This is a genomic window from Methylobacter sp. sgz302048, from assembly GCF_052162025.1.
Taxonomy (GTDB): Bacteria; Pseudomonadota; Gammaproteobacteria; order Methylococcales; family Methylomonadaceae; genus Methylobacter.
This window is the reverse complement of record NZ_CP197401.1, coordinates 2,900,048-2,913,024: the sequence shown is the minus strand read 5'-3', so window position 1 is coordinate 2,913,024 and position 12,977 is coordinate 2,900,048. Positions and strand designations below refer to the sequence as shown.

Annotated in this window: 7 protein-coding genes; 3 read left to right on the top strand and 4 right to left on the bottom strand. The window is 57.6% G+C overall.

The window, feature by feature from the left end; translation table 11 throughout:
* Window positions 1-344 precede the first annotated feature (344 nt).
* From ACTNE6_RS13220 to ACTNE6_RS13205, 4 genes are all read right to left on the bottom strand, one after another.
* Entirely contained in the window at window positions 345-932 is a 588-nt protein-coding gene (locus ACTNE6_RS13220; RefSeq protein ID WP_442497064.1) for an SCO family protein, read from the bottom strand.
* A complete protein-coding gene (locus ACTNE6_RS13215) occupies window positions 929-2,869 on the bottom strand; it encodes a hypothetical protein (RefSeq protein WP_442497063.1) in 1,941 nt (646 codons plus the stop codon). Before ACTNE6_RS13215 ends, ACTNE6_RS13220 begins: the two co-directional genes overlap by 4 nt.
* 88 nt (window positions 2,870-2,957) lie before the next feature.
* On the bottom strand, window positions 2,958-8,219 hold the full coding sequence (locus tag ACTNE6_RS13210; RefSeq protein ID WP_442497062.1) for a hypothetical protein: 5,262 nt from the start codon (window positions 8,217-8,219) through the stop codon (window positions 2,958-2,960).
* A gap of 439 nt (window positions 8,220-8,658) precedes the next feature.
* A complete protein-coding gene (locus ACTNE6_RS13205; protein ID WP_194972154.1) occupies window positions 8,659-10,314 on the bottom strand; it encodes a SulP family inorganic anion transporter in 1,656 nt (551 codons plus the stop codon).
* A 278-nt stretch (window positions 10,315-10,592) separates the two neighbouring features.
* Here ACTNE6_RS13205 and ACTNE6_RS13200 point away from each other — a divergent pair, with 278 nt between their 5' ends.
* The 3 genes from ACTNE6_RS13200 (at window position 10,593) to ACTNE6_RS13190 (ending at window position 11,931) form a co-directional block, all read left to right on the top strand.
* Entirely contained in the window at window positions 10,593-10,958 is a 366-nt protein-coding gene (locus ACTNE6_RS13200; RefSeq protein ID WP_442497061.1) for an antitoxin Xre/MbcA/ParS toxin-binding domain-containing protein, read from the top strand.
* Window positions 10,955-11,500 (top strand): RES family NAD+ phosphorylase, encoded by a 546-nt coding sequence (locus ACTNE6_RS13195; protein WP_331815253.1) that lies wholly within the window; start codon window positions 10,955-10,957, stop codon window positions 11,498-11,500. Before ACTNE6_RS13200 ends, ACTNE6_RS13195 begins: the two co-directional genes overlap by 4 nt.
* 71 nt (window positions 11,501-11,571) lie before the next feature.
* Window positions 11,572-11,931 carry a hypothetical protein gene (locus tag ACTNE6_RS13190; RefSeq protein ID WP_442497060.1) on the top strand — a complete coding sequence of 120 codons (360 nt, stop codon included), beginning with the start codon at window positions 11,572-11,574 and terminating at the stop codon, window positions 11,929-11,931.
* The last annotated feature ends 1,046 nt before the right edge of the window (window positions 11,932-12,977 follow it).

Here is a 12,977-nt window from a genome sequence, read left to right as displayed (position 1 = left end):
CACAGCTACAGTGTGGAAATCGGGTGAAACCCTGATTTTTAGCTCAGGAAATACCTGATTTGATGAGATTCAGCCTGAAAAGTAAGTGAACGGGCAGCGGTGGGAAAGCCTATAGCGATGTTTCAGACATTCAAGAGTGATATCGCGTCACAGGGAGACTTGTAAACTTAAGGCGTAAAATTATGAACGGCTGCATGGATGGTCTTTGCGCCTGCATTACCTTACTACACTCAGGTGGGGCGAGGGTTGCAACCAATGCTGAATGTTTTTGGACAGACAGCAAGCCCCGTCCAGCCGAGTGTTTCGGGCCGAATAAAATTCGGCCCTGCAGCCACACCTCGCGCTCAGGATTTTCCATGGCGGGCATTCAGCAATTCATCGATTCGGGCAGCGATGGTATCCGGGCTGGACAGGCCATTGAAGCGCGTCCATTCGCCGCGGACCGGGTCGCCGACCAGAATGACCGGCGCATGGTTGGCGACATCGGTGCTGTAGACGCCAAGGCTTTTGAGTAGGGCGTCGACCTGGGCCTTCTCTCCGGTCAGCCAGAGCCACTCGGGCGCGGCGTGAAAGCGCTCCGCGTAGGCTTTCAGCCGTTCAGGCGTATCCGTAGCCGGATTGATGCTCAGCGAGACCATGCGCACGTCCTTGGCCAATTTGTCGCCGAGCCGGCTTTGCAGCTTGGAGAAAATGCCCGAGACGACCGGGCAGGCCGTCTGGCAATCAGTGTAAATGAAATTGAGCGCCATGATCCGATTGCCGGCGACATCGCTGGCAAAACGGACCGAGGCGCCGTTCTGGTCCTGCAGTTCGGTATTCGGCAGTGCGACCGGAGACGCTATCGTCTTCGGCGCCGGGTCCGGCACAACGGCGATAAGAACGCCGGTAATTAGCAGGGTGATGATGACTCCGGTTCTGAACTTGATATTCATGGCGCCAACTCCTTGACCTGAGCGGTAGCGATTTCCGGTCGGATGGCGCGGAACGTCAGCATGGGCTGTTGTTCAAAGGTGAAATTGAGCGAGGCCGACTGTGCGAATACCTGATAGACGCCCGTTTCCGTCGGCGTGATGTCCGCCTGATACAGGCCGTCGCCCAGCGGTTTGGCCAGCAGCCGCTGTTGCCATTGGCCGGGGATGCGGAAGATCAGCAGTTGCAGGTCGCTGACATTATTTTTTTCCGTATGATTGACTTTGACCCGGATCGATACCGGCGCGCCGACCGGCACTTCCTTACTGTTCAGCAAATACTCCACCTTGACCGGCTGAGTGTCTGATTTGGCCAGTTCAGGGTCCGGCGCGATGTCGGCGGCGAAGCAGTGGTAGACCGTCGGATTGTTCAGCAGTACCGAGACGCTGTAACGGCCGGCCGGCGGCAACTGAGCGGTGCCTGTATAAACGCCGGGCGCGGTTTCCTGCAGACTTCTATCTACAATCATGACCGCCATAGGATTCATGCCGAAGTTCTCGAAATTGCCCATCGGTGCGGCCATGCCTTCCGTGTAGTAGTACACGGATTTATCGGCTGGATTGGCGACCACCACGGCATTGCGCTCAGGCGTCGGCACAATGGCATCGGCCGACAGCAGCCCGGATGAACCCGGGGCGGACTGACCGCCCGGAAAGGTCGTCACGGCTGCCGGCGCGTTCTTGCCCAGCGCATCCAGTTGCAGCATGCTCACGGTTTCATTGCCGGTCGAGCGGACATAGGCGAAATGATCCGTGAACGTGATCTGGTCCGGCGCGGCACCGGCCTCGACGGTCTGGACCAGGCGGTTCACTGAGGCATCGATGATGAACACTTTGTTGTCTCTCTGGCTGAGCGCGAAACCCCAGCGGCCGTCGGGGCTGAAGCGCAACGCTTTCAGCGGCGAGCCGGTCTCGATGGGCGCACCGGCCTGGCTTTCGGCATCGATGACCAGCAGGCGGCCTTTTTCGGTGGCTGCGTACAGGGTTTTGCTCAACGTCGAGAAAGCCAGCGCCACGGGCCGGGCCATGCTTTTGACGGCGTGATGGCTGGCCAGCTTGGCGGTATCGATGACGGCCACCGTCTGGTCGTCGGCATTACTGACGTAAGCCATGCGGCTGTCGGCGCTGAAGGCAAATTCATGGCTGCCTTTGCCGGTGGCGATCGAGGCGGCCACCTGGTTTTTCTCGGTATCGACGGCGCTGACATCGGCTGAGGACTTGTTATCGGTCTTCTCGAGTCCCACCCACAAATAGTGGCCGTCCGGCTGCAAGGCCAGCCGGGTGGGTGAAGCTTCAAATGACAGAAAAGTCTTTACCTGCCAGGTGCCGGTATCGATGACCGCCACTTCGCGGCTTAACGGCGTAGCCACATAGAGCTTTTTATTATCCTTGCTCAAGGCCCAGTCCACGCCGGGGCTGTTCAGCCGGATACGCGTGATCATCTTGCTGCCGCCGAAGCCGTTCATCGGATCGATGACGGAAATGCTGGCCTTGTTGTTCAGTGCCAGCACGAAATAGGAGTTGAGGTTGATATCGGGCTGAAAAGCCAGCTTGCTTTGCAGATAAGAGTTGATGCGGTCCTTGCATGACAGGCTCTGTTCCTGCGGGTTCTGGCGGTCCAGCCAGACGGCCGGGTGCAGACCCTTGACCGGTTCCTTGCTGGACGTATCCCGAACCGTGAATTGCAGGCGCGCCGGCTGGCCCTCGTGCAGAGCCGAGGCCGCGATCTTGTCGGCCTGGACCGGATCGATGGCCAAGGCGATGGACAAGCCTTCCTTGATTACTTCGTTGTCTGACGGATTATTCTTGAACAATGAAGACAGCTGATCGCTGAACACGAAGAAAAGGCCGGTCAATACGATGAAGCATAATGCTGAATTTCTGTAATTGGGTGTTCTCATAGTCATATCCCTGTTTTATCGAGTATCCGATAACGATAAAAAGAGTGCAGCCGGCTTGCGGCTGCACTCCGATACGCCTTACGCGATGCTATTGCACTCGTAATTTGCCCCACAGCCCGCCGTCAAACGTGAACGATGCCTGATCCCGGTAGAGGTAATCGCCGGGCGTTGCGAAGACACCGCCCGCGCCATTGGCCAGCAGGAAGTTGAAATGGCTGCCCGGCCCGATGCCGGCTTGGGAGCCGTGCCATTCCGAGAAGCTGTTGGTGCCGATCACCGTCGAGCCGTTGGTGAACGGTTCCTCCAGCCAGATGTGCCCGTGCTGCTGGAAGACATGGTTGCGGGAATGACCGCCGGCCTGCAGCACGCGCATCCGGACCGGCTCGCCGGCTTTGGCCAGGAAAGTCGGTGTTTCCGCTGCGCCCGTCAGCACATTGGTGAAGTCAAAGGTGCGTGTTATTTCCAGCGGGGTATCCGCCGCAAAGCCCATGCGTGTCCATAGCGGCTCGGTCCTGTAGTTGAAGCCTTTCTGAGCGGTGTCTTCGGGATCCTCAATACCGGCAAGATTAGGCACGGGCACGCCGTCTTGCTGCAGGTTCAGGTCGTCCTGGAACAGCAGCACGTGTTCCCGGAAGAACTTGCCGTTGGTCAGCGTGACCGTGGCCGAGGCGCGCATGTTGGCGTCTTCCTGCCACTTCGCGCCCTGCGGCTCGATGATCAACGCCCCGATGGCACCCTTGCTGATCTGCTTCATGCGATCCGACGGCATCAGGTTGATGGCACCGTATTCCACCGGCTCGGCAAACAGCTTCTTCAGTTTCGACTTGGCATCAGGATAGGCTCCTGGTGTCGTTTTGCCGGCATACCATCTATAGCTGACCGTTTTGCCGGGGGCGGCCGTGACCAGATTGCCGCCCGGCAGGGTCCAGTTCTGGCCTATGCTCAGACCGGCGCCGCGCAAGGCGTCAAATTCCACCAGTTGCGGTGTCAGGCCGACATGGCTGGACGGCCGGATGTCATTGTTGTTGAAGCCTTCGACGATCATCGGCAGCGTGCTCCAGCCATCCTGTTGCGTGTTGCCGAGGTTGGCGGGCAGGTGATTGACCAGGGCCAGGTTGATGCAGTCCCCGGCGCGGGCGCGCAGGATCAACGGCTCAATCGGCACGCCGGGCTTCAGCTTTTTCTTGGCGGCGTTCAGATCGGAATCGCGCACGAACAGGATGGCGCCCGGATCTTTCAGCCCGGCCTTTTGGTTGTAGACCAGCGGGCTGCCCAGCAGATCCTTCGCCAGAAACGCATGAACCTGGAAGTTGACCTTAGGGGCAGTGATCGGGCAGACGCCGTTGGTGGTGATGCAGTTCCTATAGCCTTTTTTATCCACGGTACAGTTCACCGGCATCACATAACCCTCCGGATTGCTCGGCAGTTTCGCCAGCGTCGGTCTGGGGTATTTGGCCGAGTAAGTGCCTTTATCGTTATAGGTCCGCAGGATGCCCCACAGGCCGTTCCAGAGGTCATCGGTCGCCGCGCCCGGGAAATAGGCCTGATCGATAAAGGGCGTACCCAGATTGATGGAGTCTACGGCGTTCACTTCGAACTCAAAGTGCTCGGAGATACCCATCATTTGCGAATTGCGGTAGCCGGAGTCTTTCAGCGACGGCTCGAACAGCCATTTGAGGCCGTGCATGCTGAAGTTGTGGCCTTCCTCATGGGCGCCGAATGCAGTGCGGATCTGGATCTTGTCGCCGGCGAACGTTTTCAGCAGCGGCGTGAACGGATCGCCGGGCAGGACGTCGCGGGTCAACGGCTGGACAAAAAAGTCCGGCTGGCTGTTCAAGGCCGGAATGGCCCGGTCCGTGCGCGATTCGAACGCGAACGACAGATCGCCGGCCCGACCCGGGGTTTGGCTATTGGCGCCGTTATTGACGCGCAGCGCCAGCGGTTCATTGCGGTAGTTCACGGTCATGGTGCCGGGATCGTCAGCCGAGATGGCTTCGGGGCAGGGCCGGGGGACGCCGCCCGGACAGGTCGGCGCGACCTCGATCAGATCATGGAGCCCGGCTTCCTGTTTGGCGGGCGGATTGACCGGGGTGTCATCATTGCGGCTGGCCAACTGGAAATCACCCATTGACAGCAGGAACTCGCGGTAGGCTTTGTCGCCGTTTTTCGGTTCAATGATGGCTTGCCAGCTGGTCGGGCCGCCGTCGGCGCGGCCGCTCAGGGGCGCGCCGGTCTCGTTGTGCTTCCAGGTTGAATTGGCCGGCTCGATTACCAGGGCGGCATAGAGCCCCACCTGCTGATGGGTGGATGGGCCGAAGTGGTCGTGCGTGAACACGGTGCGCAGCGTGCGGTCCTCGCCGATATTGTTCAGCACGTCATCGGCATACCAGCGCTGCACGGTGGTCTGCACGCAAGTGCCGCCGCCGCGCTGGAAGTCGCCCAGGTTGCAGAGGGGCGGTTTAGGCGGATTAGGGTCATTCGGTTTATCAGCATCCAGCCAATCGCCGCCGGGAGCGTTGATGGCTGTCAGGCGCTCAAGTATATCCTCGGGGCTGAAGGTGCCGTCTTCATAGTTCCAGCCGTTGCCGGAGCCGTCCGAGGACGTGACGTCGAACTTGACCAGATGGATGTGCTGGCCGATCGTGTCGGTCGGCGTCGTTACCTGAAACTCATCCTGCTCATAAAGATGCGGTACCAGGTTGGTGTGGTGGAAGGTGACGCACTCGCCGGTGTTGGCGCGGAAGAACAGGGGCTCGGGCGGCCTGATGCCATCCATTGTGTCTTCGACATCTTCCCGTAAGGTCTCAATACGTTGTTGCGGGAAATGCCAGCCTACTTTGTTCATCTTGGTATCCAGCTGAATCACGGCGGCGTGGTAGAAACGGGGCTTGCCGGCCGCGGGCTGCTGCTGGTCATTGATGCAGGGATCGGCATACGGCGCGCCTGGCTTGGCGGGCAGGCCATTGACCTTGAAAGCGCCCGCGCCGCCGTCCGGTTTCGGCGTGCTATAGGCTTTCGGGCCCGGCGTGACACCGTCGCCGCCATGGAAAATCATGGCCTGGCGCTCCCAGGGCGTGCCGTTGGCGGGCAGTTTGATGGCCGAAATGGCCGTCACGGTTTTGTCGAAGCTGAGACGAGTCTCTTCACTGACGGCCGTGCCGTCGGCGATCACATGGCGCGGCAGGCCGCCGTCCGCGACCATATCCAGCGGTGGCTGCGGCGGCCGGTGGCCGGCAATGCCGGCGATATAAAACGGATAGCCGGGGTTGCCGGCGGCGATATCGGGCAATTTGACCTGGCCGTCTTCGATGGCCACTTTCGCGCCCGGCTGCGGCGCCATGGCCATGGTCGGCAGCGGCACGACGGCCGGGATCGGTGTGCCGGCCAGAATTTCCCGATCGGGCAGCGCGCGGGCGCCGGGTGCCGGTTTGCCGTCGGCAGCGAGCACGGTGCCGGTCTCCAGCACGTCATGCACGCGCATCAGAGACCACATGCCGCCGGCGAAATGCGGGTAGAAATGGCAGTGGAAGATCGAATCGCCGGCCGTGCGGTTGCGGTTGCCGCCGCCGTGATAAGCGATTTCATAGGTATAGCCGCTGCCCGGCCCGATGCTCTGGCTGTCCAGATAGGCCGAGTTGTCGCTGTCGGGCGTGTGCAGCCATTGATGGGCATGCAGGTGGAAGATATGGTGTTCTTTCGGGCCGGCATGCAGGTTGCGGAATTTGACCCGGTCGTTCAGGTAGCTGTGGTGCACGTTGGACGGGTCAGCCGGGAAAAAAGCCTGGGTCGCGAATTGCGGGTTGGCGACGACGCCCAGCTGGCCGTCGGAGTTGACACCTGCGGGCACATCCACGACCATGGCCGGATCGCCGAGCACCCACGAGGTCAGGAAGAACTCCTCGTACTTGCAATCGACGCAGTCCTTCATCGGGCCGAGTCCGAGGCGGTTGGCGATGATCTCCGAGCCGATGCCGCCGGTGCCGTAGTTGATGGCGAAGACGTCCCGGACACCGAACAGGGTGTGGCTGAGCACCGGATCATTGAACCAGTCCGGAAACGCCTGTACGGCCTTGGCTTCGTCGTGGAAAATGACCGTAAACTCGCGGAACGGATCGAGACGGTCCGGATACACGGCATTTTTGGGTTCGACAGCCGGGCTGAATTTGCCCCGGTTGGGGCCGGTGATGATGGCATTGAGATCGGAGTGGACGATCTGGTTGCGGCTGTCGAGCAGGCTCAGGATAGGCCGGCCGGCCAGCGGATGCGGCGCCGTGCCTTCGATCCGCCAGCTGTACGGGGCCGCTTCCAGCGCGCTGACGGCCGTGATCGGCGCCACGAGGGCAGAGCCATCGGTATTGACCCGTCTGATCGTGCCCTTGAAGTCGCCCGTGATTAGGGTCTTGCCCTGATCGCCGGGGATGAAGCCGATGTTGCTGGTCAGGCGGCTGATCGTGGCTCGATAAAGACCGCCCCGCGCCGCCGTCAGCGTCAGCTTCTCCTGCGGCTTGCGGGTTTCGACGGCTGGATAGACCGCCTGATAGTCGATGACCGGATAAAATTTGCCGTCGGACGCGGACAGCGTCGAGGAAGTCGCGGCCAGGGCCAGATCCTGTTCGGTGACCTGGCTGCGGTACCATTCCGCGCCCTTGTTTTCGACATTGACGGCGCCGAACAGGCCGTGCGCCAGCGAGCCGCCGTCGCCTTCGCCGCCGGTCGTGGCGGCGGTGCTGTAGGCCAGGAAGGTGCCTTCCTTCTCGGCATAAAACGTATAGGTCAGGCTGCCGCCGGGAGCTACCAATCCGCTGGGGTTGTTGCCGACCTTGGAGGCGTCGGAGACGATGTCTTTCGGCTGCAGGCCCATGACATGGAACGAGGCCGTGCGCGTGGCGGGGCCGTCGTCATTGCGGACCGGCGTGCTGTTGGGCGGATCGCTGGGCGGCACGGGGGCCGGCAAAGAGCCCGCCAGATTCTGGCTCAGCCAGTTGGTGAAGCGGACCTGCAGGCAATCGCCCTCGTTAACACGCAAGGTCAGCGGCCTGGGCCGGTGATCAGGCCGCAGCATGGCATTGCCGGGGCCGGGATGGGGGCCGCCGGCCAGATCCACGACATCGGCCTTCAGCGCGTAGATCATGCCGGCGGGATTCATCGCACCCAGGCGGTTGTAATAAAACACCTGGTCTAGTGCGACCACATCGGCCGACACGGTGTTTTTGCAGTTGGCGTGCGCCGGGCCGGCATAGGCCAGCGCCACGGCGAGCAAGGGTAGACAGACGACGCCTGCCGCTTGCCGGCGCCGGGAAATTGTGCCGCCGGTTTCCAACCGGTCGCTGATTTGTTGCCGAAATCTCATGACATCTCCTACTATTAAATTAAATGAATGATCGCCGCCTGAAAGCAACCTTGAACCAGTCGCTTTCGCATGCAACAACACCTTAAAAAATTATTAAATAGCGGACTGCGGATTGACTCTATACGGTAGAGGTACAGTATGGAAATCGGGTGAAACCCTGATTTTTATCTAAGGAAGGACCTGATTTTATGAGGTTCAGCCTGAAAAGTAAGTGAACGGGTAGCGGCGGGAAAGCCTATAGCGATGCTTCAGTCATTCAGGAATGACATTACGTCATGGATGCTTATAGTCTGTTGAGAATTTAATGATTGATCAGGCGATAAGTGGCTGGTGCTTAGGCAAGTCGGGGACAGAAGCGGCTGCTTATCAGCTTCCGCTTCTGTCCTGGAGTAAATGTTGTGGCAGGCGGCGAGAAAGCTTGCCCAACCTTTAACGAGCTTTACTTTAATCTGTCATCAGCGGTCATCAGGCGGGCCGCTAATTTATGATCGGAGAATTTTTCCAGGGCATGGCCGACTTGCAGGCATTCGCCGCCTTGCGCTTCGTAATCCCGGCTGAAGTCATCGATGAATTCCATGACGGTATGATCGATCAGATAGCCGTTTGAAAAATCGAACACCAGCGTTTTGCCGCCTTCAAGCTCGGCCAACGCCTTTTTTAACGGCAGAAAATTTGAAAACAGCGCCGAGCCCAATAATTTGACGACAATGGTTTGCCGGTCGGGCCGGTGAATTTCAAAATAAATGCGGAACATATTATCCAGCCAGACGCCGCGCATGGCCTGAATCGCCAGCTTGGCGGCTATGCCGAGCGCCACGCCGATCAGCAAATCCGTTGCCAGCACGCCGATAATCGTGATGACGAACAGGAATAGTTGTTCCACGCCGACAGACAGGACATGCTGGAAGGTCTTGGGCGATGCCAGACGATAGCCGGTATAGACCAATAACGCCGCCAGTGTCGCCAGTGGGATGTTATGGATGACATGCGGGAACAGCAGGATAAACGCCAGGAAAATCAGGCCATGGAAGAAATTGGCCCAACCGGTTCGAGCGCCGCTTTCGATATTGGCCGAGCTGCGCACGATCTCGGCGATCATCGGCAGGCCGCCCAGCAAGCCGGCGATCACATTGCCCATGCCGACGGCGGCCAGATCACGGTCGAAATCGCTGGTGCGGTTGTACGGGTCGAGTTTGTCCACGGCGCTGGTGACCAGCAGCGTCTCAAGGCTGGCTATCAGGCAGATGCCTACGACGGCTTCCCAGAATTCAATGGTCATGGCCTTGGAAAAGTCCGGGAAATAGAAGAGGGAGGTAAACTGGTCGGGAATATCGACTAGAAATTGCGGCTGAATCAGATGTTCGTGATTGGCCAGATAGGTTTTGTCCAGAAAGAAAGCATGGATGTGCTCATGCTGCAGGCCGAAAAATTGCCCCAGGCCCATGCCGGTTATCAGCACGACCAGCGGCGCCGGTATTTTCTTTAACGTCGGATGCTTGAGCAGCGGCCAGACGATCAGAATCGCCAGTCCGCTCAGGCCGATAAAGGCGACTGCATGATTGGGGTAGAGCATGCTGTGCGGAATTTGGGCAATAGTCGAAAGAATACTGCCGAATTCCAGGTTGACGCCCAGCAGGACATGGCTTTGCTTGGCGATGATGATCAGGCCGATCGCGGCCAGCATGCCGTGCACGACGGAAGTCGGGAAAAACGAGCTCAACTGTCCGGCTCGATAGACGCCCAGTAGCACTTGCAGGACGCTGGCGATGACGATTGCACCCAGCGTATAGCGGTAACCGGCCATTGCATCGCCTTCTCCCAGCGTCTGCACGGCGCTGTACAGCACCACGATCAAGCCGGCGGCAGGGCCATTGATGGTCAGATGCGAACCATTGATCCGCGATACCAGAAGGCCGCCAACCATGGCGGAGATAATGCCGGCGGCCGGCGGAAAGCCGGAGGCCAGTGAAATGCCCAGGCACAGCGGCAAGGCCAGTAAAAAAACCAGGAAACCGGCCGCCAGATCATGGCGCCAGTTTTCCGTTAAGCCTGCCAAACCGGTTTTAGGTAAACTTGGTTGCATAGGTTTATCCATCAATTTAGTTTTATTATCAAAGAATCGGCTTCCCAGGCATTTGGGACGCCGTAAACTCAAGTCGTTCTGCCATGAATGACGGGCTTGCGGTAGCTTTCGAAACCGATGCGCCTGTTCATCGGGCGGAACGGGCCGGATTATAGCCTATTACCGGTTTTGTCGAATGAATGGATAAGGCGGCAATTGACTATATATTGATTTTTTTGATCTGCATCTTTAGATTATCAGATAACGCCCTATAATAAAGCCGATATGACGGTCAAACAGTGAGGCATTTTATGGCAAACGTGGATTTTTTACATGAGGTTATTAATGACGAAGGCTATGTGGCCGCGAATTCGCTGGCCAAGGTTCTTCATATTACGCAGCATGACCTTGCCGAGGTGACGGGACTATCGCGCGATTCCGTTTCCAAGAGTACTCGGGTCAAGAGCAAAGCGACACAGGCCCGGCTGCGGGATACCGTCGAAATCATCAATCGCGTAGCGGAATGGTCCGGCGGAGCCGGCCGCGCCTTCGCCTGGTTTCGCTCTCAGCCGCTGCCCTCGTTCGGCGATAAAACGGCCGAGGATCTCGTCAAGGAAGGCCGCGCGTCCGCCGTTAAAGCCTATCTCTCCCGCATTGCCGACGGCGGCTACGCTTGAAGCTCCCCACCAGTCGATTCACCGGCATAGTCTATCGCGCCCATCATCCGATGTGGGCCTACACGCCCCTGTCAGGGGAAGGTGCTAAAAGGCACGGCGGGCGTTTCAACCGGCCCGGCAACAGCGCACTTTACACCTCATTAGACCCTACCACCGCCTGGATGGAGGCGCAACAAGGTTTCCCGTTCAAGCCCCAGCCCATGACACTGGTGGCATACCGGGTTGACTGCGCCGATATCGCCGATCTGAACGACCACAAAATACAGCAGTTCATCAATTGCCCGCTAAACTGCGCTTGGGAGGATCTGGCCTTTCAAAACCTGGAGCCCCCGACCTGGCTGTTGGCCGACCGACTGCAGGCCTGCGGCATCGCCGGCATTCGGGTGCGCAGTTTTGCGCCCGGTTGTTCGGCGGATAACCATAACCTGGTGCTGTGGCAATGGGCGGATGCTGAACCTCATTCGGTGCAGGTCATTGATGATTTGGGGCGTTTGCCGAAGACGCCGGATTCGTGGATGGGTAGCCAGGAAAACAATGGATAAAGGACGGGAGTTATTTTGGATAAAAGCTGGTCAACAATAAAAATTGATTGATGACAGTATTGGAGGATTGTATGAAGGTCTTGAAATCGATTGTACTTGGGGTCTCAACCGCCTTATTGACGGGTTGTGCTTCCGGCCCTGAGATTCATGCCCATGATTGGGCCTATGAGGTACAGACAGCGGACTCCCGGGAGGCCCATCTGCGGTTAGCCAAGCATTATGAGGAAGTGGCCCGGATGATGGATGCTGATGCCGAAGAGGAGCGGCGGATGCTGACGCAGTACAGGTCCCGGCCCTATGTTTACGGCAAGCAGATTCTGGATCTCAATACTCGCGCAGAAGCTATGGTTCGCGATTTTGAAAAGGCTGCGGAAGATAGCCGTAAGATGGCTGAGTATCACCGGCAACTGGCAGCCTCCCAGTCGAAATAGAGCTTGTATGATTTATCGGCCAAAACTATGGGATATGGTCAAGCAGACTCAAGCTATAGCCCGCTCTATAGCGCATCAAAGAGTGTCGCCCTTATAAAAAACATTGCAATCGGCCCCATTGCTTAATGCGGTTCAGAATTTGGAGAAACCATTATGTCTGATAAAAAGCCTCGGCTGATTATTCTGTTCACGAATTTATTTATAGCAGCACGCTGGAGTCCATACGCCTTCTCGAACCGACCGGTTACGGAAGATGATCTCAGGTCTCTGTTTGAAGCGGTCCGCTGGACGCTTCCCTCCTATAAGTAACCCTTCAGCTATATCATTGCGAGGAGGGACAATTCCGACCCGTTTCAGGAACTTTTGTCCCGCTTGGCCGAGAGAGCCCGATTTGGGCATTATCCGCTCGCTCGTCTTCACAAATGATGCGGAATAACAGCGTTGGTTAATGCCAAATTAAAAAGGACACACGCTAGATACCTCGACGAATATTGATGATGCGCTGGTCATGCAAAAGCGCGGTTATCTATGGTCGGTGAACCGGTAATCAACCCACAGCATTTGAACGGAAGACAAGTGGCGAGTCTGGTTTTGATTCCAGTGTCACTTTAGAGAGTTTTTCGGAAATGCCAGCCCGCATGGAGGCAGAGAATAGTTATTTTTTGCTAAAAACTGTGACGAACATCACAAAATAAATAATTAACGCCTACGTCCATGTTGAGTAGACCAATGAATTCGATTAGTCTTAAGTTAATCTTAAAATCATATCGATGATATTAAATTCTGCGGCCTTAAGATGGCGATGACAAAGGACAGGGAGTGGCCCGAACATAAGGATGCCTCATGAACAAGTGGAAATGACTGAATTTCTACGATAGTTACTTTTTCCTAGAGAGCTTCGGATACTGCCCAATCTTCAACTGCACCGGCAACTAATTTCAGTAAGAAATTGATTATTGTGCGTCAACTTGTGTTTCAGTTGTAGCAGCTGCGTCAAGAATTTGCCAAGTGTTTTGGAAATGCTTCAAAACACTGTAGCAAGTAAA